This window comes from Cupriavidus sp. GW821-FHT07C08 (assembly GCF_059419025.1).
The window spans coordinates 95263-120903 of sequence record NZ_JBWKQZ010000021.1; the positions used below are offsets into that span (position 1 = coordinate 95263).

Consider the following 25641-nt stretch of genomic DNA (forward strand, 5'->3'; position numbering starts at 1 on the left):
CGGGGCATCGGCGCGGCAGGCGTCATTCGCCACTGGCCTTTGCATTCGACCCCACGCTGAGCGTGCCTGTCATGGTCGGATGCAAGGTACAGGTGTACGGGAACACGCCGGTCTTCCTTGCCGTGTATTTCCACGACTTACCCGGGGCGATGGACTTGGAATCAAAGCCGCCGCCCGACGCGGTCACGGTATGCGGAAACGGGTCCTTATTGACCCACACGACAACGTCACCGCGCCGGACGGCGAGTGTCCGCGGTACATATGCAGTACCGTCCATCAGCACGGTATGGGTAGCCGGCCGGCCAAGCGCCGGCCAACTGGCGCAGCTCCCCGCCACCATAAGCAGCGGAATCCAGGCAGCAAGCCGATGCCGGCTCCCGGTGCGATCCACGCGCTCTGTCACTTCTTGCCCAGCGAACCCTGGATTTGCTTGGCATGCTCAAGATGCGCCACGAAGGCCGGACGAACCTTCACCAGCAACGCCTTCAGCTCATCGTTCTTGGCGCCGGGAATCAACGTCTTGTCCATCGCGTCGATCACGGCCTGGTGATAAGTCACCTCATTGTCGATATAGGCGCTATCGAACTCCGCACCCTTGAGACCTTTGAGCTTGCTGAGATTCTTGTCGCCATCCGACTTGAGGCTTGTGCTGGTCGGATTGCCCTCTGGCTTCACCTTCAGCTTCTTTACCAGGGCGGTGGCCGACTTGTTGACACCGGTGTGATCCGTGATCATCTGTTGCGCGAACGCCTTCACGTCCTTGCCAGATGCCTTCCTTTTTGCCAATTTCCCGGCGTCGATATCGACCTGATTTGCTGTGACCACGATCGAGGCGATCTGCGCGTCGTTGACAGCATCCTGGGCAAACGTCGTGCCTGCCGAAAACAATATGGCCGCAGCCAAGGCGAAATTTGCAAGTTTCATGGCGTCATATCCTATTGTTCAAATCGAATTGGCAATAAGGAGTATAGAAAACTCTGTCACGTTGTGAACTATTTGTGTCGCGATCGCCTGCCCGGCGGTTGACGTCACGCCGCCCGCCTTGGCGCACGCGCTTCGCGGCGGTCTTCATGGTGTCTCGACACTTCCGCATCGTGGTCGGCTACCTGTTCGATTGGGATCCGGGCAAACGTATCGGCCGCCTTATCTGCGCAGAAGATCAATCAATCAAAAAATGCGGATTCTCGGATAGGTTCGCCCTCCCTATACTTCGGCAGGCACCCCAAGACGCCGTCAAGCGGTCAGCAGATCCGCAACACGGCAGGGATACGACCATAACCGAGGTGGAGAGATATCTATGAAGAGCAGACTGGGACCTGCTTGCGCAGGCCTGTTGCTGGCATTGGCCGCAAACGTCGTGGCGGCGGCGGATGCCTACCCGTCCAAGCCCATCCATTTTGTCGTGCCCTATCCGCCGGGCGGGCCCACTGATCTGATGGCGCGGCTGCTGCAGGCCAGCCTTCAGTCGCGGCTTGGCGTGCCGGTAGTGGTGGAGAACCGTGCCGGTGCGGGCGGCAATATCGGAACGGATGTCGTTGCCAAAGCCGCCCCTGACGGCTACACGATCCTGCTTGCCGCAAGCGGGCCCATGGCCGTGAACCCGACCCTGTACAAGCGCTTGCCGTATAACCCGCAGGCAGATCTTGCGCCAGTCATCCAGATTTCCGCGTTCCCGCTGGTGCTGGAAGTCCATCCGGACAGGTCGGCCAAGGATGTGAAATCCTTCATCACATCGCTCCGGAACAAGCCGGGCGACTACAGCTTTGCATCGGCCGGCAATGGCACGCCGCAGCACCTGGTCGGAGAGTTGTTCAATACGGAAGTCGGCACGAAGATGCAGCATGTCGCCTATAAAGGCGCTGGGCCAGCGCTAAACGACGTGCTGGCTGGTCAGGTGCCGGTCATGTTTGACATCCTGGCGAGTTCCCTGCCCTATATCAAGGCTGGCAAGCTTCGCCCGCTCGCGGTGACGACGAAGACTCGCGTGCCGGCGTTGCCCGACGTACCGACGCTGGCTGAGTCGGGCATGCCAGGGTTCGACTTCGTAGCATGGCATGGCATCGCCGTGCCGGCCGCGACGCCGCGTGACATAGTGATCAAGCTCAATACCGTGATCAACGCGAGTTTCAAGGATCCCGAGTTCCGCAAGCGCTGGGAGGCGATCGGAACCCCGGCGGTTGGTGGCACCCCGGAGGCCTTTGGCGCGCTGATCCGCAGCGAAACCACGCGACTGGGGAAGATCGTTCGGGACACAGGCGCAACGGTTGACTAAGAGGGTATGAACTTTAGTCGGGGGCGACCGCCACGCGTACCTGCTTCAATGCCTGGAACGGTTCCAACTGCTCGGCCGTGGCCGCCGCATCAGTAATCAACGTCCATGCGCGGTCGAGCGGCGTCCAGTGCTGCTGCTGTGCCCGGCCCAGCTTCGTAGCGTCGGCCAGCACAAAGATATCGGCCGCCTGGCGGATGATGCACTCCTTCAGGTAGGCCTGCTCCGCGCTGGCTTCGCACAGCCCCACGCCTGCGACCACGCCGTCCGCGCCAAGGAACGCCTTGTCGACGCTGATGCGCGACAGCGTTACCTGGGCCAGCGGACCGAAGGTGCCCATGCTGGAGGGGCGCACGTCGCCGCCAATCAGCGTCACGCGGATGCCGGGCAGGCCGGTGAGCGCGGTGACGGCCAGCAGGTTAGTCGTGTAGACATGGAGGTCCTCGCGCGCCCCCAGCTGCCGAGCCAGCGCAGCGGCCGTGGTGCCGCTATCGAGCAGCACGGCGTCGCCGTCCTGCACGAAGCTCGCCGCCAGGCGGGCAATGGCTTCCTTCTGCTCACGCTGCAGCGACTTGCGCTCCTCAAGCGAAGCCTCGGGCTCGTGGCCGCCCACCTGCATCAGCGCGGCGGCGCCGCCGTAGGTCCGCACAATGCGACCCTCGCGAGCCAGCGCGGTAAGATCGCGGCGCACCGTGGCCACGGAAACCCCGAGGCTGCCGGTCAACTGTTCGACATTGGCGACCTCGCCCGAGAGCACGAGTTCGAGAATGGCGCGGCGGCGGTCGGCGGCTTTCATGGCAGGCGAAATGAAAATGGGGGATCCTCAACGATCCCCGATCTTACAGGAGCCGCCAGCCCCGGCGCGCGCCGATGGCTCAGGCGCGGCGCGTGGCCAGCTCAGCGCCCTGGCGCAGCGCCTCCAGCAGGCTGCGTTCGTCGGCGATCCCCTTGCCGGCGATGTCGAAGGCGGTGCCGTGATCCACCGACGTGCGGATGACCGGCAGGCCCACCGTGATGTTGACGCCGGCCTCCAGGCCGAGCACCTTGACCGGCCCGTGGCCCTGGTCGTGGTACATCGCCACCACCAGATCGAAGTCCCCGCGGCCGGCGCGATAGAACAGCGTGTCGGCGGGCAGCGGACCTTCCACGTCCCAGCCGCGCGCGCGCAAGGCCTCGACCGCCGGGATGATCTTTTCCTCCTCCTCGCCGTGGCCGAACAGGCCGTTCTCGCCGGCGTGCGGATTGATGCCGCACACGCCGATTCGCGGCGATGCAATGCCAGCGCGCTGCAGCGTCTGATGGCCGCGCTCGATCGTGCGCTGGACCAGGCCCGGCTCGATCTTGCGGATGGCGTCGAGCAGGCCGATGTGCGTGGTGACGTGGATCACGCGCAGCTTCGGCGCCACCAGCATCATCGACACCTCCGGGGTGCCGGTCAGGTACGCCAGCATTTCCGTGTGGCCGGGAAACTTGTGACCACCCGCGTGCAGGGCTTCCTTGTTCAGCGGCGCTGTGCAGATCGCATCGATCTTCTCGTCGCGGGTCAGCGCCACCGCGCGCTCGATGTAGCGGAAGGCGGCATCGCCGGCGACGGCGGACAGCTTGCCGAAGGGCAGGTCTTCCGGGATCAGGCCCAGGTCGATGCAGTCGATGGTGCCGGACTGGAAGCGCGCTTCCTCCGGGGCCTGGATGGCGTGCACCTTGAGCGGCGAGCCGACGAGCCGGCCGGCCAGTTCCAGGCGGCGCGCGTCGCCGATGACGAGCGGGCGGCATTGCGCACGAACGCTGTCATGCGCAAGGCTCTTGACGATGACTTCGGGGCCGATGCCCGTGGCATCGCCCATGGTGATACCGATGACGGGGAGGTAGTCGCTCATTTATGTGTCTCTTGTTCAGTGTGGCGCGGCGCGCCGTCAGGCTGACGGCGCGCGGGATTCAGTCATAGCCTGCCACGCAAGCCACAGGGCGGCCTCGGAGCCGAATGCACCGGCCTTGGTAGCAACGCGGCGCGCGGGCACGCCGGGCAGCGCAGGCGTGTCGGACAACGGCACACCGGGCTCGACTTCGCGCCGCAGCATCAGGGCGCCGATGCCGGCCGCCGTGAGCATGGCCCGGGCTGTCTCGCCGCCAGTGGCGATCAGGCCGCGCGTATGCTGGAAGCCGGGCAGGGACAATTGCGCCAGTGCGGCGCTCAGGCGCGGCCCTTCGCCCGGGTCGAACGCGTCGTCGCGACCTATGCTGACCAGCAGGTCGCCGCCTGCCCGCAGGCACTCGGTGATCAATTGCTGCACGGCGTCCCACTCTGCGTGGCCCGCGCCTTCACGCAAGATCCGCGGCGAAACCACCAGCGACTGCATCCCGGTGCGTTCGCGCAGGCACGCGGCCTGTCGCCCGGAGATGCCTGAGAGGCTGCCGACCAGCGTCAGGACCGGGCCGCCCTCAGGGGCAGGCAGCGGCTGCGGCGCACCGCCCTCGAACAGGCATGGTGCAGCCAGCGCACGAGCCAGGCCGCCCGAGCCGACCCAGAATGCGGGGACGTCGAGTTGCGCCGTGGCCGCGGCCAGCGCTGCCAGGTCTTGCTCGGTCTGCGCATCGCATACGACGGCCTGCACGCCTTCGCGCCCCAGTCCGGCGATGGTTAGCCGCAGGGCCGCGTCACCCGCGCGCACCGCGCCCAGCGGCAACAGGGTCGCCCGCAGCCCCTGCGCGGCCAGTAGCGCGACAAGGTCGGCACGTCCGGTAAGCGCTTCCAGGCGCCAGATGTCGGAGTCTTCCAGCGGCTGGCCGTTCACGAACATGCAGCCGCCGGACGTGGTGCGGCCAGTGGCCGGAAAGGCCGGCGCGACGATGGCGAGGCCTGCCAGTGGCGCCAGCGCCGCGGTTTCGGCAGCCCAGTTGCCTCGCAACGTGGAATCGATCTTCTTGTACAGCCGCCGGCTGGCGCCCTGGCCGCGATGCCAGGCTTCGAGATTGCGGGCCGCCGCCTGCTGGGGCGCCAGGCGGCGGCTGTCGACATCGCAAGCCACTACGTCGGCCTGCGACAGGTCCACGCCCGCGGGCGCCGCCTCCAGCGTTACGACGGTCCGGGCTTCAGACATGGCGTAGCCGATCGCGCAGTCGGCAGCGCCTGACAGGTCGTCGGCGATGATAAGCCAGCTCATGCGGCGGTCCTCACCAACGCCTCCGCCTCCTTGCCCGCCACGCGGCGGGCAACCCAGGCGGTCACCAATGGCGTCAGTACGGCGGTGACCACCACGCAGGCGGCCACCAGGATCGTGGCGCTCTTGGCCGATTCCGCGTAGACCGGATTAGCCGCTGCTACCAGCGTCGGCACGGCGGCGGCATTGCCGGCGGTGCTGGCGGCCGCGACACCTGCCACACCCGTGCCGCCGGTGAGGCGGTCAGCGAAGTACAGCGCGCAGCCGGTGACAGCCACCACGGCAACACCAAGGCCGAGACCCAGCATGCCCGCCTGCCAGACCTTGTGCAGGTCCAGGCCAGCGCCCAGCGCCAGCGCGAAAAAAGGGATCATGACCGGCACCGCCTTACCCAGGAAATCGCGCATCTCCCGATCCAGGTTGCCCAGCAACATGCCGAGCATGAGCGGAAGGATGCTGCCGACCATCGTCGGCCATGGGAACGCGGACAAACCCGCCACGCCCAGTGTCACCATCGTCAGGAACGGGCCGGACTCCAGCGACATGATGCTGTAGGCGCCCACGTCTTCAGGCTTGCCGTACTGGCCCATCAGCGCCATGTACAGGCCGCCGTTGGTGTCGTTCATCGCTGCCACCACGGCAAGCGTCGACAAGCCGGCAAACATTCCGGCACTGATCGGCGCCTCGCCCAGGAAGTGCCCCATGATCACGCCCAACACCATGGCCGTGCCGACCTTGGTGCCGAACAACACGCCGCCCTTCTTGAGAATGTAAGGCGTGGCTTTGATGTTGATGCTTGCGCCCATGCAGACATAGAACACCGCGAGGATGGGCAGGGCACCCGTAAAGAGCGCGCCGGTAAACGATCCAAAGAACTTCGGCCCATCCGGCGCGAACGTGGCAACGAGCGAACCGATCAGCAGCGGCACGATCATCATGCCGCCGGGCACGCGCTCGATGGCGCGTTTGATAGAAATCTGCATGGTTGTCTCCTGCCGCTGAGGATGCGGCCTTGTATGTTTCGAGCAAACATTTGATTGAAACGATCAAATGTCGTCGAAGTGTAGTGCAGCGGATTGAATTTGACCAGTTCAATCATTTATGTGATCGAATGGATCACATGCGCGGCCAAATGCTGGCGTTCAGTCGGCTTGGAGCAACCGACCAGGGTAGCGAGCTCAGAAAGGCACCACAGGTCACTCCCTTGTGTCCTGCAACATGCGGGGTGGACACCTCGCTGCATGGGCACGAGGGGCGCTCATTGAGCCGCCTCGCTACGGCATTGAGCTTGGCATCCGGCTACGTGGGCGAGCGGCCTGCTCGAGCCCGCGCAGCGGCAAGCCAACGGCTATCGCGAATACGCACCGGAAACGTTGACCAGGCTGGAGATCATCACGTGCGCGCAAGGCTCGGGCTTCTGTCTGGAAGAGATTCGAGCCATCCTGCCACCAGACCTGGACAAGTGGCCGCATGACCAACTCCTCCAGGCCCTGCGGCGCAAGGTCGATGAGATCGAGTTGCTGGAGCAGCGCCTGGCGCAGAGCAGGCACCGCCTCGTCGCACTGATCGAAGAGATCAACGGCACCAGGGAAGGCGAAGATTGCGAGGGCAAGGCCAGGAGGGTCCTGGAGCGAATGAATCAGGATGGCAACAGTGGCGCCCCGGCGAGTCTCCCAGGTCGTAGGACGAGGACGTCAAGAAAAGGAATTCCTCTGTAACGAGGCGTCAGGTTCGCCTATGCTGTCCAAAGCGGCAGATGCAAAATCCGCACAGGTCCCACGGATCTGAAAACAAGAAGGGGGAAGTCCCCGGAACGGAAAGCGCCATCAGGATTGCGCTTTCCGTGCGCTTGCTTAGCCGAGTCACGGGGTGGTGACCCATCGCACACGAGGCATGTTGCCAGCTCGTGGGCGGGATACTCCGTTGACGACAATATGACAGACGCCTTCCTGTTTAGTAAGCCGTTCACGTTTCTCGCCTGCGCCGGCATGTCGGAAGTCAGGGAGGGGGTTGATGTACTGGAAGCCCTCCCCGGCCACTTGCTCTGGCTCGAGAATGAGGACTACATCCGCCGGGTCTACGTGCCCGATTTCCTGGAACAGAGCCGCGCCGCCCTTGAGGCGGTGATGCCGGGCGGGCCAGCGCAGATCGATGCCATGGCCGACGAGATCCGGCACAGCCCCCGCCTGCTGCCGGATCTGCAGCGCCTCTCTCCGGAGGTGGCCGCTGCCGCCCACTCGTACTGCTATTGGCGCTACAGCGCAGACGTGGTCGGGCGCGCGCAGGGCATCCCGCGCAGCACCATCGAGCGCCAGTTCGACCGCGCAGCGCGGCCTCGGGACGGCGCGCACAAGCTGCAATGGATTTGCCCGTGCTGCGACGGACTGGCGCACTATCAGGTCGACGGGCTGCTCGCCTCGCAGCGGCCGGCACGGCAAGGCGGCTTCTCACTTGAATGCGCACACTGCGGACACCAGGAACGGCTGTATGCCGGTTTCCTGCATGCGGGCCGCCTGGAATGCCGCTGCGCGCATTGCACGGGTTTTATCAAGACGCTGGCCGGCCAGCTGGCCCGGCCCGCGCGCAGGCTGTGCGCAGCGCTGGAGGACTATGCATGGATGCATGCCGTGGATACTGCGGCAGAAATCCGCGAACTCTGGGAAGCGTCATTGCAGTTGCTGGCAAGCGGTGCCAGGCCGTCCGACAACGCGATGGCATTCGCCCTGGCCATCCAGTCAGACGAGGCGCGCCCCATCCCGGAAATTCTCAGCCAGATCGACCCGACCCTCGAAGGCCGGTTCGACAAGAATCCAAGGGCCTGGGTACTGCTGTGCGAGCTGCTGCGCGAAGGCGTACTGGATGCAGACTGCGCGATCTATGACCAGGACGGCCGCCAGCACGTGGCGCTTGAGCTTGCCCTGCTGGAAGACGACCAGGCAGCCGACAGCGCCACTGCGCAGGACAGCCTGGCTACCTTGCTGAAGGGCTACCAGCCACCGGAGCGCGATGCCTTCGTCAACTGGCTGAAGGCGCTGAAGCGCTTGCGGCTTTGCACCGCCAGGTTCAATGCCGCCGTGGACGTCGCCTGGAAGCCCAACCTGGAGCATTGCCGCATCCTGACCGCGCGATGGCCTGACGGCCAGCCAGCGCCCGCCGCGCAAGCCAGCGCCGTATGGCTGCCGGCCGCGCCGCGCCCGCGCCGTCCGGAACGGCCGGTGTACCTGGACGCAGAGCTGGAGGCGGTGCAGTTGCTGAAGTCGCTGGGCTATATCGTCCTGAGCCCCGAGGAGATTCGCTCGCAACGAGATCCCATCGAGGATATGTTGTGAACCGGCAAGCGCAGTCCCAGGGTGTAGGGAATTTTGTCCGCACTCCGATCATCTGCGAAACGTAGTTCGACTGCCTGAACCGCGAATGTGTGTGGTTGCCAACAATCGCGTCCTGCCGGCGCCGCACCCTGCCTTGGCGGCAGAAAACGTGCTTGCTAGACTGCCTTACGCATGCCTGGGCGGGCCTGCAGCAGCACAGCATCCACCCGCCATGGGCCGCGCAAACAGGCAGGGAGAAGCCAATGAGCAACGACAACAAGCCTGGCGGCACATTGACGCGGCGCGATTTCCTCCTGACTGCCGGGGTTGGCACCATGGCATTGGGGCTTGGCGCAGGCGCGGATGCCAAGGATGCGCCAGCCGGGGCAAGCGACGCGGCCCAGGCCGCCGGGAACCCGGCATCGGGACCGTACAACATCCTGTTTATCCTTGTTGACCAGGAACGCTACTTCCGACCTGGCGAGTTGCCCAAGGGCTATGGCCTGCCTGCACATGAACGCTTGATGAAGCGCGGTACGACCTTTGTCAATCACCGCATAAATTCATGTGTTTGCACCCCGTCCCGCTCAGTTCTTTACACGGGCCAGCATATCCAGCACACCCGGATGTTCGATAACACGAACTTCCCGTGGATTAGCAGCATGTCAACAGAGATACGGACACTCGGTGACATGCTTCGTGACGCCGGCTATTACACCGCGTACAAGGGCAAGTGGCACCTCACCAAGGAATTCGAGACCGTCAACAAGCTTGGCACGCCAACCAAGATCTTCACTCAGGAAATGGAAGCCTATGGCTTCTCCGACTACATCGGAATCGGCGACATTATTGCCCACACCAGCGGTGGGTACCTGCACGACGGGGTGATTACTGCAATGGGTGTGAGCTGGCTGCGCGGAAAAGGGCGTGAGCTGGCGGCACAGGGAAAGCCATGGTTCCTTGCCGTCAACCTGGTCAACCCGCACGACGTGATGTTCTACGACACCGACGCGCCCGGCACCGAGGTTCAGGCAATGCGCGGCCTCGCACATGTCGCGCGCGACCCGGCCGACCCGCTATACGGCAAGCAGTGGCAATTCATGCTGCCGGCAAGCCGGAAACAGGCGCTTGACGCGCCGGGGCGCCCTGCGGCACACCGCGATTTCCTGCGCTCGCATGACGCCCTGGTCGGCGCCATTCCAAATGAAGACGCGCGCTGGCACCGGCGTCACAACTATTACCTGAACTGCATGCGGGATGTCGACCGGAACATCGCTGCCCTGTTGGGCGAGCTTGATGCTGCAGGTCTCTCCGACAAGACCATCGTAATCCTGACATCGGATCATGGTGACATGGACGGTGCCCACCAGCTCCACGCAAAAGGGGCCGTCTCCTATCGGGAGCAGAACAACGTGCCGTTGGTCATTGCCCATCCCGCCTATCAAGGTGGAAAGCAGTGTCGCGCCGTCACCTCACATCTGGACCTCGCGCCCACCCTGGTTGCATTGACTGGCGTCTCGATTGACAAGCGCGCAACCATCGCCAAGGGATTACCGGGAAAGGATTTTTCCCGCTTGCTTGCGAAGCCTGACGCAGCCGAAGCGAATGCGATTCGCGATGGTGCGCTGTTCTGCTACAACATGCTGGCTTACCTGGATGGCGATTATCTTTTCAAGGCTGTTGCCCATCTGCAGGGCGGTGGCAAGCCCGACCAGCTCAAGCAGGCCGGTATCCGCCCGGATCTGATGAAGCGCGGCGCGGTGCGTTCGGTCTACGATGGACGCTACAGCTTTGCACGGTATTTTTCTCCCAGGCAGCATAACAAGCCGAAAACCGTGGAGGAGCTCTACCGGTTCAACGACGTGGAGTTGTACGATCTGCAGACCGATCCCTTCGAGATGAACAACCTGGCGGCAGGCGAAAAGCAACGGGAACTACTGGTCGCCATGAACGAAAAGCTGAATCAGCTGATTGATGCCGAGGTTGGCGAGGACCGTGGCCAGATGCTGCCCGGTGGCATTGACGCAGGATGGGATGTCACTGCGGAAACGATGGCGGGAGCCTGACCGCACCGGCCCGACGCCGGCCATCAAGGCACGCAACGGGTATCGTTCTGGCGGGATGAGAGGACCACAGACTCACCTCGAAACTTTGGCCCGGCCCGCGGTTCTAATTTCGTATGGTGAGCAAATTGTCTGTTAATCGGCGCGCCATCTGGTTCTGGCTTGCGGGCGTCGCCGTGGCGGTGCTGATCGGCCTGCTGTCGCCTCCGTTCAAGGGCTTCACCGACCAGGCCATCGCCTGGGCGCGGGCAACGATGGAACAGCACCCCGAGGCAGGCGCGCTGGTCTTCTTTCTGTTCTCGGCCGTGTCCGCCATGCTCGCTTTCGCCTCGAGCGTGGTCCTGGTGCCGCTGGCCACCGAGGTGTGGGGCAAGCCGCTCACCGTTGTTCTCCTCTGGGGCGGCTGGCTGCTGGGCGCTGCTGCCGCCTTCGGCATCGGCCGCCTGGCCTATCCGTTGCTCGCCCGTAGTGGTTACGCGGACAAGCTGGCGAAGTACCGGGACTACGTGTCGCAGCGCATGAAGTTCTGGGCGGTGCTGCTGTTCTGTATCGCAGTTCCGTCGGAAATTCCCGGTTATCTGTTCGGCTCCATGCATTACCCCTTACGCAAATTCCTGGCCGCGATGGCCATCGCCGAAGCGGGCTATGCGTTTGGGATCGTCATCGCCGGCGAAAGCCTGGCAATCGATCGGCCCTTACCTTTTCTTATCGCCGTCGGCATCCTGGCGGTCGTCGCGGTGCTGGCGGGCCTGGTGCTTCGTGCGGTCAGGAAGCACAGGTCGGGCGGCCTGCAGCGGCACTGAACGGTGCTGCCAGAGGTCTGCGGGAGACTACTTCCGCCCCATGGCCGGTCAACCGACGTTTGTGCCGAATCGGTCATTCAAGGCCCTATCCGACGCCACTGGAACCGCCGACAACTAGCGTAAGATAAGTTCTCAAGCGTGCATTTCCGGGGCTTGCTCAGTTGCTTCAGGAGGAGACGTGCGACTAGCTGACTTCATCTTGCGGGATACAGGGCGCATTGTGGCGGCGTGGGAGGAGTTTGCGACCACCCTGCTGCCAGCCGCAAGAAACATGGACTCCCTCGCGCTGCGTGACCACGCACCGCAGATCTTGCAAGCCGTGGCGAAGGATTTGCTGACCCCGCAAACGAGGGAAGCTCAACGCGAAAAATCAATGGGGCAGGCTCCCAAGCTACTCGGTGCGCCGGAGACCGCTGCACAAACACACGCCCTCTTGCGCGCGCGCGGTGGCTTCAACATCAATCAATTGGTCGCTGAGTACCGGGCGCTGCGCGCCAGCGTGCTACGTTTGTGGATTGACGAGTGTCAGCCGGCCGCCCCGGATCTGGACGACGTGATGCGGTTCAACGAGGCTATCGATCAGGCAGTCGCGGAATCCGTGGCATTTTTCCATTCGCAGGTAGAGCAGGCTCGCGACCTGTTGCTCGGAATGGTTGGGCACGATATGCGCAGCCCACTGCAGACCATCCAGACGACCGCCTCATATCTGGCGGCGCTGAACGCTGGGGAGAAGGTATCGGAAGCTGCAGCGCGACTGATTCGAAGTGGTTCCCGCATGAATTCTCTTCTGGATGATCTGTGCGATTTCAATCGAACGAAACTCGGCTTGGGCATCAACATCACGCCTTACGACGTCGATCTGGCTGACCTGGTTGCCGATACCGTGGACCAGTTGCGTGCAGCTCATCCGACCCGCCGCATCGAGCTTGAGGTGAAGGGCAACGTGCAGGGTATTTGGGACGGTCCGCGCCTGCAGCAACTGCTTTCCAATCTGGTGCTCAATGCGATAAGGTACGGCGCGCCGGACGAGCCGGTCTGCGTTGCAGTCACCGGCCATGACGCGGAAGTCAGTCTCGAGGTCAGGAACAGTGGTCCCGCCATTGACCCGCTGTCACTGGAGCGCCTTTTTGATCCGCTGCGGAGAGGCCCGGATCAGGAGAACAAAAACGCGGAGGGCCTCGGACTCGGGCTGTACATAGTGAGCGAGATTACCAAGGCCCATCAGGGATCGATCGAGGCGCGCTCCGACCAGACAGGGACCACGTTTGACGTGCGTCTGCCGCGTCGCACGTAAAGGGCGCGGGCAGCCTGTTCTCTATTGCCGACAGCTGGATTGACCGCATCGCCAACCCCCGTTCACCACCTCACCCCCTGCTTTCGCGCCTGAAGCGCGTCGGCGCATGCCCGGTCCAGCGCTGGAACGCCCGCCGAAACGCTTCCTCGCTGGCAAAGCCAAGCTGCTCCGCGATTCTCCCTACCGACCAGTTGGTCGTGCACAGGCATTGTTCGGCGTACTCCTGCAGGCTGTGTTCGCGCAGTACCCGGTAGCTGCTGCCGTCGGCAGCGAGATGGCGGCGCAGGGTCGGTTCGCTCACATCAAAGCGCATGGCCAGCTCAGCCAGCGTCGGCAGCCGCGCGCCATGCACCAGCGCTGCATGCAGGATGCCGTGCACCTGCTGGCTCAGTGATACGACTTCGACCGGCGCACCGATCAGCCGGTAAGGAAAGTCTTCCAGGAAGGCATCGAGCTCAGCGGCCTGGCGCACGACCGGCCGGTCGAGCAAGGCCTCATCGAATTCGAAGCCGTAGGTCTGGGCGCCAGACGTCACCGCGGCATGGAACAAGCCCAGGAAAGGCATGGCGTCCTCGCGCCGGGGATGTGCCAGGTAGACGTGGGTCGGGCGCAGCGGCTGGCCGATCAGCCAGCCGAACAGCAGCATATAGAAGAAGAGCCCGGTCAGGTCCACCAGGCAAGCCGCGGAGGAGTTCGCACGCCGCAGCGAATCCATGCGGAACACCGCCTGCCCTGCGCTTTGCCCGAGGCTGAGCGCGCCGGCGCGCGGATACAGCATCGCGCAGAAGTCGGCCGCGCAGCGGACCGCCTCCCTCAGCGTCTGGCTGCTCAATACGCAACGGCACAACAAGTCCACTTCCTGCTTGCGCATCGGGGGGTGGCCGTTGCCTTTGGCGACCAGGGCTTCCAGCCGCTCGATTGCGGCGCGATAGAGCGCGGTGAACCGGGCGGGCGGCGCATGCCCGGATGCGCTGGCGGCAGGTGGAACCTCTACGCCCTGCCGCTTCAGCTCGTCCAGCAGGCGCTGCACCATGCCGTGCGGAACAGGTACGGGATTCCCCGGTATGTGGGCATTCATGGTCGCTAGTTCTGATTGCTTCGGTAGCGATGGTTGATCGTTCGGGTGGGGATTCGGTGCGGCCTGGCCTCCCATAATCATCCCGGCACTTCCACCCGCGCAGCAGCTTGCGCACGGCCTGGGCGATGGAGGTTGCCATGCGATGAACACCATGCCTATACGGGACAACCCATGACCGCGCTTCCCTCCCGCAAACCCCCGGCTCCGGCATCGCAGCCCTGCTGCCCTGCCTGCGCCGCGTGATACACACCATGATCCACATCCTCGATGAAATCGTGCTCGCGCCCGGGCACCTGCCCACTGTGCTGAGCCTGCTGGAAAGCCAGTACCTGCCCGGCAGCGCCGCCAGGGGCCTGGCGCTGCTGCAGCGCTGGGTGTCGCCACCCGTGGCGCTGGAAGATGCACCCAATACGTTGTGGCTGCTGTGGCAAGTGGCGGATGCGCCGGCTTACTACGCCATGCGCGCCAGCATCGATGCCGCGGTGCTCGCCTTCTGGTCGACAGTCGACACGCTGTGTGAAGCCCGCCGTCGCCATGTGATGGCCGATGCGACAGCTGCGCTGCCCCGGCGCAAGGAGCTTTGCGATGCGGCTTGAAACAGCACAGGTCCGATTGCACGCCGGCTTCTGCGCCGGGACGTGCACACAGGAGCAAGCCCTGCTTGCGCGGATTGAAACGCTGCCGGGCCTGCGCCGTGTGGCGATTGGCAGGAACCTGGCGGGAAGCTGGGGCGCTGGCGACTACACGCTCGACCTGCAATTCGACCCGACTGCATCCGGCTCGCCCGGTCAAGGCACCGGCCTGGTTGCCGCGCTGGACGGCATGGCAGAGGTGGATAGCGTCGCCTATCGCCCGATCTCGGGCGGACTGCGCGCCCCTCAACTGCGCCACGGGATCTGGCGCACGCTGATGTTCCGGGTCCGGCCTGAAGCGCCGGACTGGCAGGTCCGCGGCCTTGAGCAAGACCTGCTGCGGATGCCCGAGTACATGCCCGGCATCCTCAACTGGCGGCTTGCCCGCGTCCTGTCGCCCGGCACCTGGACCCATGTCTGGCAGCAGGAGTTCGCCAGCGCGGACGACCTGCTGGGCGAATACCTGATGCATCCCTTCCATTGGGGCCGCGTCGACCGATGGTTCGACCCCGAGTTTCCCGAATGGACAGTCCAGGCAATCTCCCATGCCTTCTGCCCGCTCGCGACAAGCCTGATTGCCAACCACAACCGCACAGAGGAATACGCGCCATGACCGCACACGGAAAACTGACAGGAAAGATTGCGGTGGTGACCGGCGCCAGCCGCGGCATCGGCCGCGCCATCGCGCAGCGCTTCGCGGCGGAGGGCGCGCTAGTGGTTGCCACGGCACGGCGCGCAGGAGAGTCCGAGGACGAACCCGGCACGCTGGCCGAGACGGTTGGCCAGATCCGGCGGCAAGGGGGCAGTGCCATCGCGCTGGCGGCGGATCTCGAAGATCCCGCGCAGCGCGACGACCTGGTGGCGCAGGCGGCAAGGGTTGCGGGCGGTCTCGACATCCTGGTCAACAATGCCGGCATGGCGGAATACAGCCGCATCGAATCGATGCCGCTGGGAATCTTCGACAGGACGGTCGAGCACTACCTGCGCATCCCCTTCGTGCTCAGCCGCGCAGCGATCCCGCTGATGCGCACGCGCGGCGCGGGGTGGATCCTGAACCTGGGCTCCGTCACCGCACTGTCGCCTTCGCGCCCGTATCAGGACTTTGACCGGGCTGGCGGGGTCACGGCCTACGCCGCGGTCAAGGCCGCCATCAACCGGTTCACCGAGGGCCTGGCAGCGGAACTGGAGGCCGACAATATAGCGGTCAATTCGGTAGCGCCAAGCACCGCGATCCGCACGCCAGGCAGCGAGCGCTATATCCCGGACGGCTATCCCACCGAGCCAGTGGAGTACCTGGTGGAAACGGCGCTTGCACTCTGCAGCGTGCCGGCCCGGCTGCGCACCGGCCACATCGCCCATAGCCTGCACTTCCCGCTGGCGCACGGGCTGAGCGTCCGTACGCTTGATGGCCAGGGCATGCTGCCGCCGCCCGTGATCCCGTCCTGGGCACATCCCGGTTTGAACCACGAACTGTCCGCAAAGTAGGCCTATGGAGAAGAGCATGCGCGCTGTCGTCATTGATCGTACCGGCGGACCCGACGTACTCAGGCTTGGAGACCTCCCGACGCCGGAACCCGCTGCCGGCGAAGTCCTGATCCGCGTGGCCTGTGCCGGCGTGAATCCCGCGGACTGGAAATGCCGCGAAGGCTATCTGAGCCACTTCATGCAATACAGCTTCCCGTTCGTGATCGGCTTCGATGCCAGCGGCGTCGTGGCAGCGGTGGGGACCGGCGTCAAGGACTTCGTCCCGGGACAGCGCGTGTTCGCGCAAACCGCGGTCGGCGCAGGCAAGTGGGGTTCCTATGCCGAGTACGTGGCGGTCAGCCAGGATTGCGTGGTGCCGATTCCCGACAACCTGGGATTCCCCGAAGCCGCGGCAGTCCCGACTCCGGCGCTGGCCGCCTGGACGGGACTCTTCGACGAAGGCGGACTCACGCCAGGCCAGACGGTGCTGGTTCATGGCGGTGCCGGCGCGGTCGGCACGTTTGCCGTGCAACTGGCAAAGGCGGCCGGGGCAACCGTCGCTGCCACCTGCAGCGCGGCACGCCGCGACGATCTGATGGCGCTCGGGTGCAATCTGGCAATCGACTACCGGGGCGGCGGTATCGCTGCCGCGATGCAGGCATGGGCGCCGGCTGGCGTCGACCTGATATTGGACGCGGTTGGCTGCGGCACCCTGCCGAACGGCATGGACCTGCTCAGGCCCGGCGGCATCCTTGTCGCCATTCTGACGCTGGTCAGTGGCGACAACGGCCCGGATCCTGCCGCAGCCGCGCAGCGTGGTGTCCGCACCGCCGTGGCGTTCAGCAAGATGCCCAGCGGCGCGCGGCTGCGCGAGATCGCAGCGCTGCTCGGCAGCGGGCGCCTGCGACCGCCCCGCATCGAATGCCTGCCGCTAGAGCAGGCCGGGTGCGCACTCGATCTGGTCCAGTCGGGCAAGGCGGCAAGCAAGCTGGTGCTGCGTATCGCCGAGCCAGCCAATGTTGGCGCATGACCATAACACCATTGAAATCGGAGGAGATACAATGAAGCGCAAAGCCTTGCTGCTATGCACGATCGCCGGTGCGGTGCTAGCCGCCTCACAAATCAACGCGCCTTCCCTTGCCGCGATGACGCCTGATGAAGTCAAGCGCCTGGACGGCCCGCTCACGCCCATGGGCGCCGAGCGGTCCTCCAACAAGGACGGCAGCATCCCCGCGTGGAGCGGCAAGTGGCAGGCCGCGCCCGCCGGCCTTGCGTTCCGGCCGGGCGATGCGTATCCCGACCCCTACGCGTCGGAACAACCGCTGGCAATGATCACGGCCCAGAACCTGGAGCAGTACCGTGCCCGCCTGAGCGACGGGCAGCTCGCCATGTTCAGGCTGTACCCGGCAACTTTCAGGATGGCGATCTATCCCAGCCATCGCGACTTTCGCTATGGCGATGCCGTCTACAAGGCGATCCAGCACCACGCCCCCGGCACGCAGCTGACGAGCGACGCGAACGGCCTCAAGGACTATCCGCCGACCGCGCCGTTTCCCGTTCCCAAGAATGGCCTGGAGCTGATGTGGAATCTTCGCTTCTCTTCTGCCATTGCCGATGAGGCCGCCGTCTATGACCAGGCCGTCGTGTATCGCGACGGCAAGATCGCGTGGGGCAAGTGGAAATATGACATCTGGTCGCCGGTCAACGGCACCGCATTTGAAAAAGGCTCGCCCCTGATCAACCGGACCTTCGCCCGCGTTGAAACCGAGCTGCCTTTACGCGAACGCGGCAATATCATCGTCTCCCACAATTTCTGGGATCGCGAAGGTTCGGATACGGCCAGGACCTGGCAATACAATCCCGGCACGCGCAGGGTGCGGCAGGCACCCGAGTTCGGCTTCGACCAGCCGCTTGGGCCGGGCGGCTTCCGCACCGTGGACGATGATCGCCTGTTCAATGGCTCAGGTGAGCGCTACGACTGGAAGATTGTCGGCAAGCGGGAGATCTATATTCCCTACCACAACTACAAGCTGGCCGATCCCGCCGTCAAGTACGCCGAGCTGCTGGGCCCCAACCATGCGGCCCCCGACCTGATCCGCTACGAACTGCACCGCGTCTGGGTGCTCGAAGCCAAATTGAAGCAAGGCTTCCGGCATCAGTACGCGAAGCGCGTCCTGTACCTGGACGAGGACACCTGGATGGCCGTGCTTGCCGACAACTACGATGCCCGCGGCCAGTTGTGGCGGACCAATATGCAATCGTCTCTCTTCGCCTACGATGCACGGCGCTACTACCCGGCGGTGGCGTTCTACCATGACCTCACCGCTGGTTCCTATCTGGCGGACCGGCTGACCAATGAAGGCAAGCCGGTACGCCTGAACAGCAGTCCGCAGTTCAGTGAAGCGTATTTCTCGCCGGATTCGATCCGGGGGTCGGGGCACTGACTCTCGCACCCATGCGGGCATCCGGATGACTGAGGGAGGATGCCTGCCGTTGGGGCTTGTGGTCGTGCATTGATTCCCTCGCTGGATGTTCCCCATGCATAAGTGCTGAGATCGACTGCTCCAGTGGCTTGCGCGAGCGCTTGCTTCAGCGCGAGCTCGATTATCGCGTTCATGGGCGACGAGGCGGAAACCAGCGGCGTGACCTCTGCCCGAAGTCGCAGTACTCCCCTAGCCCCGCCGTTAAGGCGTGCCGCCCGACACATCGATCCGATACACGCGCCCGCTCGTCGCCGACGTCCCCGGATCGGCCAGCACGTACAGCGCCTGCCCGTCATCCACGCCAAAGGAGAACACACTGCCTGGGACAGTGACCTTCCAGTCGACCTGTTCGACGACAACGCCGTCGCGATACATGAAGCTCAGCAGCTTGCCCGTGCAAAGGTCGGTATAGAAGTACCGTCCATGCAGCGCCGGACTGGCACTGCCCCGGTACACATAGCCGCCGACGATGGCACAAGCGCCCGCGTCATGGCCGTATTCGAAGACCGGCATGGTCAGCCCGGTCTTGTCGCACCCGGCCGCACCCACGCAGGCGGTGCCCTCGGTCCGGTTCCAGCCGTAGTTCAGGCCCGCGCTGGTGGCCGGCGCCACGTCGACTTCCTCGCGCTGGTCCTCGCCGACATCGGCGATATACAACAAGCCGGCGTCGAACGAGAACCGCCACGGGTTGCGCAGGCCGAGAGCCCAGATTTCGCCGCGGCTGCCGGACTGGCCGACGAACGGATTGCCGGCAGGCAAGCCGTAGCCGGACGCGCCGCTGACGTCGATGCGCAGCATCTTGCCGAGCAGCGTTCCCGGGTTCTGGGCGTTGCCCGAAGGATCGCCACCGCCGCCGCCGTCGCCCGTGCCAATATAGAGCATGCCGTCCGGGCCGAACGCGAGCTGGCCGCCGTTATGGTTGGAGAAGGTGCCGTGGGGGATCGACAGCAGCACGGTGCCGGATGCATTGGCGATATCCGGATTTGCAGCCGACACGCTGTAGCGGGCGATGGTGATGGCGCCATTGGCGTCGGTGTAATAGACGTAGAAGCGGCCGTTGGTCCCATAGTTGGGATCGAACGCCATCGACAGCAGCCCGCGCTCGCCATCGGTCGTCGTCAGCGCTGCGATATTGAGAAATGGTGTAGCGACCAATGCGCCGTTGCGCACGATCCGGATGCGGCCGGCCCGCTCGACCACGAACAGGCGCGAATCGCCGTGGGGCGCGGTCAGGAAGATAGGCGCTGATAACCCGCCGGCAACCTGCGTCAGCGACAACTGCACGGTTTCCGGCGAGCCGTAGGACACGCTTGCCGAAGCACGGCCGCCCGCGGTCACCGCCACGGTCTGCGAAGGCGGCTGCGGCTTGAGGAGCGTGCTGCCCGTCAGCACGCTGGCGGCACTGATGGTGTAGCTGCCAGCAGCCAGGTTGGACAGCGTGGTCGACTGGGTCACGGTCTGGCGGAACTGGCCAGGCCCCGATACCGTGATGGCCGCCGACGTCCCGGACGGCAGGCCGGAGATGGAGAGCGTCAGCGTGCCGGTGCCGGTGCTGCCCGTGGCGCTGTCACTCCCCCCGCCGTCCCCGCCCCCTCCGCAGGCCGCGAGACCCAGGCAGCAGGCGATGAGGAATCGGCAAAGCGAGTATCGAAGTGCTTCGGACATGGCGCGCTCCTGTCACGGCTCAGGCACTGTCCTGCAAGAACCGGTCCACGTCCCTGGCTCAAGTCCCGCCGCGCGCTTCCGGTGGCAGGCGCGCCTCGCCTTTGTAAAAGATACTTCATGCGCGCGGCTTCGGCGATACATGCGGTGGCTTGGATCAGCCATGGTCGCCGCATGCATAAGCTGCCCCTGCCAATGGCTTACGAGCCCGGCTCCACCTGCGCCCCAGTGACACCACGTCAATCAACGGTCGTCAGCAGGGCGTGCAGCATGCGCGCCAGCAGCCTCTGCGTATCGGGCTCGGCCAGGTATTCCGGGTGCATGAGCGCCATCGCCCGCGGCAGGGCCAGAATGGTGTGAAATGCCAGGAACCGCGTCTTCGCCAGATCCCGCACCAGCACTTCGTCGGGAAACCGCTTCATCAGCGCGTCCGTCGCCAGTGACGTCCAGTACTCCTCCGGCTTCACCAGGTCCAGCCGCACCAGTTCGTCGTAGTGGGATGACTTGATGAACAGTTCGCGGTCGAGTTGCACCCACTTGTGCAGCATCGGGATGCCGATACTGAGCAACAGCATGATGCCTTCGAACAGCTTCGTAGATGGCGGCAGCGCCTGAAGCTCTTGCACCAGCCGCCTGCGCGCCTCGGCACGAAAGTCATCGAAGATGGCAACGACGAGCGACTCCATCGTGGGGAAATACTCGTAGATGGAGCTGACGGCCACGCCGGCGCGCACGGACAGGCGCTCCAGTGTCACCGCATCGCGCCCTTCCCTTTCCAGGATCTCCCATCCCGCCTTCTTCAGCGCGTCCACGAGCAGGACCGAGCGCTCCTGCCGCGGGCGCTTGCGCGGCCTGGCCGGCACGGCGACCTGCAGCGTCTGTGCGGGGTTGGGATTTATGCGGGATGTCATGGCGGGCGAAGTATTGGGAAAGTCGGCGTGCAGCGCCCGATGTGACCAAGGCAAGCTGCTCAGCTTGCCAGCAGATTCCCGGACTATCCCCTCCCTTTCCGGATGCCGCAGGCAAGGCAGTCCGCATCCGCCACCGGCCTGCCGCGAAGGCAGAGCCGCGTTCCTCCGGTTCAACCATTTTCCCTTGCAAATCAATCAGTTGACACGCGGAATCCGGCGCCGGAATCCGGAGAAAACATCGCCTTCCGCGCTCCTATACTGACCTGCCGGCACACAGCGGGCGCCTGTTCACAGCGGGGCGCCTTGTCCCCTTTTTCTTTGCCGGATCCTTATTCCGGTTAGCGAGTTATGTCCATGTCCACTGCGGAAATGTCCCTGGAAAAGAAAGCCGACCTGTTGCTGCAAGACCCCGCGGCACTTGCCAACCATAGCTGCCATGCGTGGCAACACCTGCCCCGGGAGGAAGTCGATGCCATCCAGCTGGCAGCCCTTCAGCGCCGCTTCGCCCTGCTGCGCGACCGCGTGCCGGTGCTGAAGAAACTCGCCGACGCCGAGGGCGTGACGCAGATCGATCAGCTCAACGACGTCGTCCCGCTGCTGTTCGAACACACCGTCTTCAAATCCTATCCGCCCTCGCTGCTCGAAAAAAGGAGCTTCGGCCAGATCAACAAGTGGCTGGGCAAGCTGGTCACGCCGGACATGGCCGAGCGCATCGCCGCCGCTGACGTGAGTGGCTGCCATGGGCTGGACGACTGGTTCGCCGCCATGGACCAGGCCGTGCCGGAACTTCGGATCAGCCATACCTCCGGCACCTCCGGCACCGTCTCCTTCCTTCCCAATAGCGTGCGCGAGTGGGAAAAGGCGGCCGCCATCCGCAAGCTGTTCGTGTGGAAGCAGGAAGGGGCCGATATGCCGGACCCGAACCTGCACACCGTCTACCCATACTTCCACAAGGGCTACCTGAGCCACGTGCGCGCCAACGAGTTCATGATCCGCGCGCTGCTGCCGGGCGAGCAGAATTTCCACCCCGCCTACCCGGCCACGCTTTCCAGCGACATGCTGCATCTTGGCGCCAGGATCCGCGCCGCCCATGCCAAGGGCACGCTTGACCGCCTTGAGATCAGTCCGGAGCTGCTGCAAAAGAAAAAGGCATTCGACCAGCTGCAGGCAGAGATGCCGCAGCACCTCGCTGCGTTCTTCGAGGATGCGGCGACGAAGCTGCGCGGCAAGCGCGTCTATATCGGCGCGACCTGGAACCTGCTGCACGGCATGGCCAGGGCCGGCCTGGAGCGCGGACTGGAGGGCATGTTCCACTCCGATTCCTTTATCACCACCACCGGCGGCGCCAAAGGCGTGGTGCAGCCGGAGGGCTGGCGCGACGACGTGCTGCGTTTCACCGGCGTCAGCCGCCTGAACGAGACCTACGCCATGTCGGAACTGGTCAGCGGCTCGAACCCGCGCTGCGAGCACGGCAATTTCCACTTCACGCATACCGTGATCCCCTTCGTGCTGGATCCGGAGACCAGCAAGCCGCTGCCGCGCGAAGGCCGCGTGACCGGCCGCGCCGCATTCTACGACCTCGGCGCCGACATCCACTGGGGCGGCTTCATCACCGGCGACGAAGTCACCGTGGAATGGGACAAGCCCTGCACCTGCGGCCGCCCGAGCCGCTACGTCACCGGCGGCGTGCATCGCTACAGCGAGAAGAACGGCGGCGACGACAAGATTACCTGCGCCGCCACCGAAGGCTCGCACCGCGAGGCCATGGATTTCCTGAACACCGTCGAACAATAACCCGCATCGGAATCGAGCCCTTAGACATGTCCCAGACCAACACCCTTCCCATTGCGCCGATGGTCATCCGCGGCCAGGTCATCACCGACAACCTGGTCGAAGTCGGCGGCCGCGGCGGTGACCTGACCTACCTGACGCCGGACGCCCACAAGTATCTCGACAAGCTGCCGCTGGGCAACCCGGCCCGCCTTGCGGATCTTTACAAGCTGGGCTTCAACGATATCCTCGACTTCGCTGAAGCCCTCGGCGAGCGCCTGGATCTGGCCACCAACCCGCACCTGCAGGAAGCCTGCGCGCTCTCCTACCACACCGCGCCGGTGACCCCGACCATGGTCAAGGGCACCTACATGGGCCTGCGCAACATGCTGTCGCGCGAGGCCATCACCGAAGCCGTGGAAAGCACGGTCGGCATCCAGTACCTGGAAGGCTGGGTGCAGCAGAAGCTGATCGACGGCACCGAGCTGGAAGTCCGCTGCTTCGGCGCGCGCGCGCTGCATATCGTCGCGGGCAACGCGCCCAGCCTGTCGCTGCTCACCATCATCCGCAACATGGTGCTGCGCAGCGACGCGATCATCAAGGCGCCGTCCAACGACCCGTTCACCGCGCTGGCCATCGCCCGCACCATGATCGACATGGCGCCCGATCACCCGCTGACCCGCCACCTGAGCGTGGCCTACTGGAAGGGCGGCGACAAGGCGTTCGAGGAGCGCCTTTACCAGCCGCAGAACCTGGAGAAGATCGTGGCGTGGGGCGGCTTCGCTTCGATGAAGCACGTGACCCGGTACATCCAGCCGGGCCTGGAGCTGATCTCGCTGGACCCGAAGCGCAGCGCCAGCATCATCGGCCGCGACACCTTCGCCAGCGAGGACACCATGCGCGAAGCCGCGCTGCGGCTGGCCAGCGACATCGGCGCGCTGAACCAGAAGGGCTGCGTCTGTGCCCGCGTGGTCTACGTGCAAAGCGGCACCGCCGAGGACGGCCTGCAAAAACTGAATGCCTTCGGCCGCCACGTCTACGACGCCATGATGAGCCTGCCCAACACGCTCTCGACCGCGCCCAAGCGGTACGACCAGAAGCTGAAAGCCGAGGTGGACGCGCTGCGGCTCGACGACGAGTGGTACCACGTCATCGGCGGCAAGGATGGCGAAGGCGCGATCATCTGTTCGCAGATCCCGGAGCCGGTTTCTTTCGCGACGCAGCTCGACGACCGCACTGCCAACCTCGTTCCGGTCGATTCGCTCGACGAAGTGATGACAGCGGTGGATGCCTACACGCAGACCGTCGGCATCTACCCCGAAAGCATCAAGGACGAGCTGAAGGACAAGCTGCCCCTGTACGGCGCGCAGCGCATCGTCTCGCTCGGCTACGCGGCCGCGATGAAATGGGCCGCGCCGCAGGACGCCATCGAGCCGCTGCGCCGCATGGGCAAGTGGATCTCCAACCAGATCGCCTCGCCTGAGACGTCGCCGGCGCCGTGGATGCGTCCAAACATCGAGGCCTAAGCGCATGCCCGGATGCGACCGGCCCCGTTTCGGTCCCATCCGTCCGATCCCTCTATCCTTACCCAATCACCATGACCAGCTGCAAAGCCTACGGCGCCTGCGCCGCGCACGCCGACCTCACGCCGATGGACATCGAGCGACGCGCGCTGCGCGCCGACGATGTCGCCATCGCCATCGACTACTGCGGCATCTGCCACTCGGACGCGCATACCGTCAACAACGACTGGGGCAGCACCGTCTATCCCTGCGTGCCCGGCCACGAGATCGTCGGCCACGTCACCGCCGTGGGGCCGAAAGTCTCCGAATACAAGGTCGGCGACCGTGTTGCGGTCGGCTGCATGGTCGACAGCTGCCAGGACTGCCGGTCCTGCGATGACGGCCATGAGCAGAACTGCGCGAAGGGCCTGACCGCGACCTACAACGGCAAGGACCGCCATACCGGCGACATCACTTACGGTGGCTATTCCGAAAGCATCGTCGTGCGCGAGAAGTTCGTGCTGCGCGTGCCCGATGCCCTCGATATGAAGTTCGCCGGGCCGCTGCTGTGCGCCGGCATCACGGTCTGGACGCCGCTGCGCCGCCATGGGGTGGGCAAGGGCTCGAAGGTGGCGGTGGTCGGCCTGGGCGGGCTTGGGCACATGGCGGTCAAGCTGGCCGTGGCGCTGGGCGCCGAGGTAACGGTGATCACCACCTCCACCAGCAAGGCCGACGACGCCCGCGCGCTCGGCGCCACCGATGTGCTGCTGTCGAAGGATCCCAAGGCCATGCAGGGCGCGGCCAACCGCTTCGACTTTATCCTCGACACCATTCCGACCAGGCACAACGTCAATCCCTACCTGATGCTGCTGGGGCGCAACGGCGTGCTGGTGCTGGTGGGCGCGCTGGAGCCGCTGGAGCCGATCCACGGCGCGCTGCTGGTGATGAACAACCGCTCGATCTCGGGCTCGCTGATTGGCGGGCTGCCGGCTACGCAGGAGTTGCTGGATTTCTGCGCGGAACACAATGTGCTGCCGAGTTGCGAGATGGTCGACGTGCGCGACATCAATACGGCCTTCCAGCGCATGCAGGCCAATGATGTGAAGTACCGGTTTGTGATCGATATGGCGTCGTTGCGCGAGGTCGCCGTCGGGTAGGCCGGGCGCGATCCACCGGCATGAAACAAGCGCGGCGCCTCAGGGCGCCGCGCTTGGCTTTTGACTGCGCAAACATTCCAGACTGTC

Annotated in this window: 22 protein-coding genes and 1 pseudogene; 14 read left to right on the top strand and 9 right to left on the bottom strand. The window is 64.7% G+C overall.

The genetic code is table 11. The features are described 5' to 3' along the window. Positions 1-22: 22 nt before the first annotated feature. Positions 23-340, bottom strand: coding sequence for a cupredoxin domain-containing protein (locus AC07UK_RS24425; RefSeq protein ID WP_436225335.1), 318 nt, complete (start codon positions 338-340; stop codon positions 23-25). Between the two features lie 59 nt (positions 341-399). After that, positions 400-924: a DUF4142 domain-containing protein gene (locus AC07UK_RS24430; RefSeq protein ID WP_436224202.1), complete on the bottom strand. Its 525-nt coding sequence runs from the start codon at positions 922-924 to the stop codon at positions 400-402. 373 nt (positions 925-1297) lie between these two features. Here AC07UK_RS24430 and AC07UK_RS24435 point away from each other — a divergent pair, with 373 nt between their 5' ends. Beyond that, on the top strand, positions 1298-2272 hold the full coding sequence (locus tag AC07UK_RS24435) for a Bug family tripartite tricarboxylate transporter substrate binding protein (RefSeq protein WP_436224203.1): 975 nt from the start codon (positions 1298-1300) through the stop codon (positions 2270-2272). A 13-nt stretch (positions 2273-2285) separates the two neighbouring features. Here AC07UK_RS24435 and AC07UK_RS24440 read toward each other — a convergent pair whose 3' ends face one another. The 4 genes from AC07UK_RS24440 to AC07UK_RS24455 all read right to left on the bottom strand — a co-directional run bounded on the left by AC07UK_RS24440 (position 2286) and on the right by AC07UK_RS24455 (position 6410). Further along, positions 2286-3065, bottom strand: a complete 780-nt coding sequence (locus AC07UK_RS24440; RefSeq protein WP_436224204.1) for a DeoR/GlpR family DNA-binding transcription regulator — start codon at positions 3063-3065, stop codon at positions 2286-2288. 79 nt (positions 3066-3144) lie between these two features. Then, on the bottom strand, positions 3145-4146 hold the full coding sequence (pdxA, locus tag AC07UK_RS24445) for a 4-hydroxythreonine-4-phosphate dehydrogenase PdxA (protein WP_042875749.1): 1002 nt from the start codon (positions 4144-4146) through the stop codon (positions 3145-3147). Between the two features lie 36 nt (positions 4147-4182). Further along, the gene (gene dtnK / locus AC07UK_RS24450; protein ID WP_494686362.1) at positions 4183-5430 is read right to left on the bottom strand and encodes a D-threonate kinase; all 1248 of its coding nucleotides are present in this window, start codon (positions 5428-5430) and stop codon (positions 4183-4185) included. After that, positions 5427-6410 carry a 2-keto-3-deoxygluconate permease gene (locus AC07UK_RS24455; RefSeq protein ID WP_436224206.1) on the bottom strand — a complete coding sequence of 328 codons (984 nt, stop codon included), beginning with the start codon at positions 6408-6410 and terminating at the stop codon, positions 5427-5429. The genes dtnK and AC07UK_RS24455 overlap by 4 nt, the downstream gene beginning before the upstream one ends. 324 nt (positions 6411-6734) lie before the next feature. Here AC07UK_RS24455 and AC07UK_RS24460 point away from each other — a divergent pair. The 5 genes and pseudogenes from AC07UK_RS24460 to AC07UK_RS24480 all read left to right on the top strand — a co-directional run. After that, positions 6735-7145, top strand: a pseudogene (locus AC07UK_RS24460) (MerR family DNA-binding protein); the annotation flags it as partial. A 216-nt stretch (positions 7146-7361) separates the two neighbouring features. Continuing rightward, complete coding sequence (locus AC07UK_RS24465) at positions 7362-8756, top strand: hypothetical protein (RefSeq protein ID WP_436224207.1); 1395 nt, start codon at positions 7362-7364, stop codon at positions 8754-8756. 242 nt (positions 8757-8998) lie between these two features. Further along, positions 8999-10801, top strand: coding sequence for a sulfatase family protein (locus AC07UK_RS24470; protein ID WP_494686361.1), 1803 nt, complete (start codon positions 8999-9001; stop codon positions 10799-10801). 113 nt (positions 10802-10914) lie between these two features. Then, complete coding sequence (locus AC07UK_RS24475) at positions 10915-11601, top strand: TVP38/TMEM64 family protein (RefSeq protein WP_436224209.1); 687 nt, start codon at positions 10915-10917, stop codon at positions 11599-11601. A 178-nt stretch (positions 11602-11779) separates the two neighbouring features. Continuing rightward, a complete protein-coding gene (locus AC07UK_RS24480) occupies positions 11780-12895 on the top strand; it encodes a sensor histidine kinase (protein ID WP_436224210.1) in 1116 nt (371 codons plus the stop codon). Between the two features lie 70 nt (positions 12896-12965). On the opposite strand, the gene AC07UK_RS24485 is transcribed toward AC07UK_RS24480, so the two are convergent. Beyond that, entirely contained in the window at positions 12966-13973 is a 1008-nt protein-coding gene (locus AC07UK_RS24485) for an AraC family transcriptional regulator (protein ID WP_494686359.1), read from the bottom strand. A 251-nt stretch (positions 13974-14224) separates the two neighbouring features. Here AC07UK_RS24485 and AC07UK_RS24490 point away from each other — a divergent pair, with 251 nt between their 5' ends. From AC07UK_RS24490 to AC07UK_RS24510, 5 genes are read left to right on the top strand one after another with little or no spacing between them, the layout of a single operon-like run. Continuing rightward, a complete protein-coding gene (locus tag AC07UK_RS24490) occupies positions 14225-14569 on the top strand; it encodes a hypothetical protein (RefSeq protein ID WP_436224212.1) in 345 nt (114 codons plus the stop codon). Then, positions 14559-15218, top strand: coding sequence for a Dabb family protein (locus AC07UK_RS24495; RefSeq protein WP_494686358.1), 660 nt, complete (start codon positions 14559-14561; stop codon positions 15216-15218). Before AC07UK_RS24490 ends, AC07UK_RS24495 begins: the two co-directional genes overlap by 11 nt. Beyond that, on the top strand, positions 15215-16090 hold the full coding sequence (locus AC07UK_RS24500) for an SDR family NAD(P)-dependent oxidoreductase (RefSeq protein ID WP_494686357.1): 876 nt from the start codon (positions 15215-15217) through the stop codon (positions 16088-16090). The genes AC07UK_RS24495 and AC07UK_RS24500 overlap by 4 nt, the downstream gene beginning before the upstream one ends. 16 nt (positions 16091-16106) lie before the next feature. Continuing rightward, the gene (locus AC07UK_RS24505; protein WP_494686356.1) at positions 16107-17099 is read left to right on the top strand and encodes an NADP-dependent oxidoreductase; all 993 of its coding nucleotides are present in this window, start codon (positions 16107-16109) and stop codon (positions 17097-17099) included. A gap of 31 nt (positions 17100-17130) precedes the next feature. Continuing rightward, a complete protein-coding gene (locus AC07UK_RS24510; RefSeq protein WP_436224216.1) occupies positions 17131-18513 on the top strand; it encodes a DUF1329 domain-containing protein in 1383 nt (460 codons plus the stop codon). 240 nt (positions 18514-18753) lie between these two features. Here the strand turns inward: AC07UK_RS24510 and AC07UK_RS24515 are convergent, their stop codons facing one another. Continuing rightward, positions 18754-20217, bottom strand: coding sequence for a PQQ-dependent sugar dehydrogenase (locus AC07UK_RS24515; RefSeq protein WP_436224217.1), 1464 nt, complete (start codon positions 20215-20217; stop codon positions 18754-18756). A 236-nt stretch (positions 20218-20453) separates the two neighbouring features. Further along, positions 20454-21026, bottom strand: a complete 573-nt coding sequence (locus tag AC07UK_RS24520; RefSeq protein WP_494686355.1) for a TetR family transcriptional regulator — start codon at positions 21024-21026, stop codon at positions 20454-20456. Positions 21027-21479: 453 nt separating this feature from the next. Here AC07UK_RS24520 and AC07UK_RS24525 point away from each other — a divergent pair, with 453 nt between their 5' ends. From AC07UK_RS24525 to AC07UK_RS24535, 3 genes are all read left to right on the top strand, one after another. Continuing rightward, positions 21480-22919: a hypothetical protein gene (locus AC07UK_RS24525; protein WP_494686354.1), complete on the top strand. Its 1440-nt coding sequence runs from the start codon at positions 21480-21482 to the stop codon at positions 22917-22919. A 26-nt stretch (positions 22920-22945) separates the two neighbouring features. Further along, positions 22946-24421 (top strand): acyl-CoA reductase, encoded by a 1476-nt coding sequence (locus AC07UK_RS24530; protein WP_494686353.1) that lies wholly within the window; start codon positions 22946-22948, stop codon positions 24419-24421. A 71-nt stretch (positions 24422-24492) separates the two neighbouring features. Next, entirely contained in the window at positions 24493-25554 is a 1062-nt protein-coding gene (locus AC07UK_RS24535; RefSeq protein ID WP_494686352.1) for an NAD(P)-dependent alcohol dehydrogenase, read from the top strand. Positions 25555-25641: the final 87 nt, after the last annotated feature.

Bases quoted from the DNA above. Each gene is read 5' to 3' on its own strand.
- AC07UK_RS24425 (WP_436225335.1), bottom strand. From the start codon at position 340: ATGGTGGCGGGGAGCTGCGCCAGTTGGCCGGCGCTTGGCCGGCCGGCT.
- AC07UK_RS24430 (WP_436224202.1), bottom strand. From the start codon at position 924: ATGAAACTTGCAAATTTCGCCTTGGCTGCGGCCATATTGTTTTCGGCA.
- AC07UK_RS24435 (WP_436224203.1), top strand. From the start codon at position 1,298: ATGAAGAGCAGACTGGGACCTGCTTGCGCAGGCCTGTTGCTGGCATTG.
- AC07UK_RS24440 (WP_436224204.1), bottom strand. From the start codon at position 3,065: ATGAAAGCCGCCGACCGCCGCCGCGCCATTCTCGAACTCGTGCTCTCG.
- pdxA (WP_042875749.1), bottom strand. From the start codon at position 4,146: ATGAGCGACTACCTCCCCGTCATCGGTATCACCATGGGCGATGCCACG.
- dtnK (WP_494686362.1), bottom strand. From the start codon at position 5,430: ATGAGCTGGCTTATCATCGCCGACGACCTGTCAGGCGCTGCCGACTGC.
- AC07UK_RS24455 (WP_436224206.1), bottom strand. From the start codon at position 6,410: ATGCAGATTTCTATCAAACGCGCCATCGAGCGCGTGCCCGGCGGCATG.
- AC07UK_RS24465 (WP_436224207.1), top strand. From the start codon at position 7,362: ATGACAGACGCCTTCCTGTTTAGTAAGCCGTTCACGTTTCTCGCCTGC.
- AC07UK_RS24470 (WP_494686361.1), top strand. From the start codon at position 8,999: ATGAGCAACGACAACAAGCCTGGCGGCACATTGACGCGGCGCGATTTC.
- AC07UK_RS24475 (WP_436224209.1), top strand. From the start codon at position 10,915: ATGGTGAGCAAATTGTCTGTTAATCGGCGCGCCATCTGGTTCTGGCTT.
- AC07UK_RS24485 (WP_494686359.1), bottom strand. From the start codon at position 13,973: ATGAATGCCCACATACCGGGGAATCCCGTACCTGTTCCGCACGGCATG.
- AC07UK_RS24490 (WP_436224212.1), top strand. From the start codon at position 14,225: ATGATCCACATCCTCGATGAAATCGTGCTCGCGCCCGGGCACCTGCCC.
- AC07UK_RS24495 (WP_494686358.1), top strand. From the start codon at position 14,559: ATGCGGCTTGAAACAGCACAGGTCCGATTGCACGCCGGCTTCTGCGCC.
- AC07UK_RS24500 (WP_494686357.1), top strand. From the start codon at position 15,215: ATGACCGCACACGGAAAACTGACAGGAAAGATTGCGGTGGTGACCGGC.
- AC07UK_RS24505 (WP_494686356.1), top strand. From the start codon at position 16,107: ATGCGCGCTGTCGTCATTGATCGTACCGGCGGACCCGACGTACTCAGG.
- AC07UK_RS24510 (WP_436224216.1), top strand. From the start codon at position 17,131: ATGAAGCGCAAAGCCTTGCTGCTATGCACGATCGCCGGTGCGGTGCTA.
- AC07UK_RS24515 (WP_436224217.1), bottom strand. From the start codon at position 20,217: ATGTCCGAAGCACTTCGATACTCGCTTTGCCGATTCCTCATCGCCTGC.
- AC07UK_RS24525 (WP_494686354.1), top strand. From the start codon at position 21,480: ATGTCCACTGCGGAAATGTCCCTGGAAAAGAAAGCCGACCTGTTGCTG.
- AC07UK_RS24530 (WP_494686353.1), top strand. From the start codon at position 22,946: ATGTCCCAGACCAACACCCTTCCCATTGCGCCGATGGTCATCCGCGGC.
- AC07UK_RS24535 (WP_494686352.1), top strand. From the start codon at position 24,493: ATGACCAGCTGCAAAGCCTACGGCGCCTGCGCCGCGCACGCCGACCTC.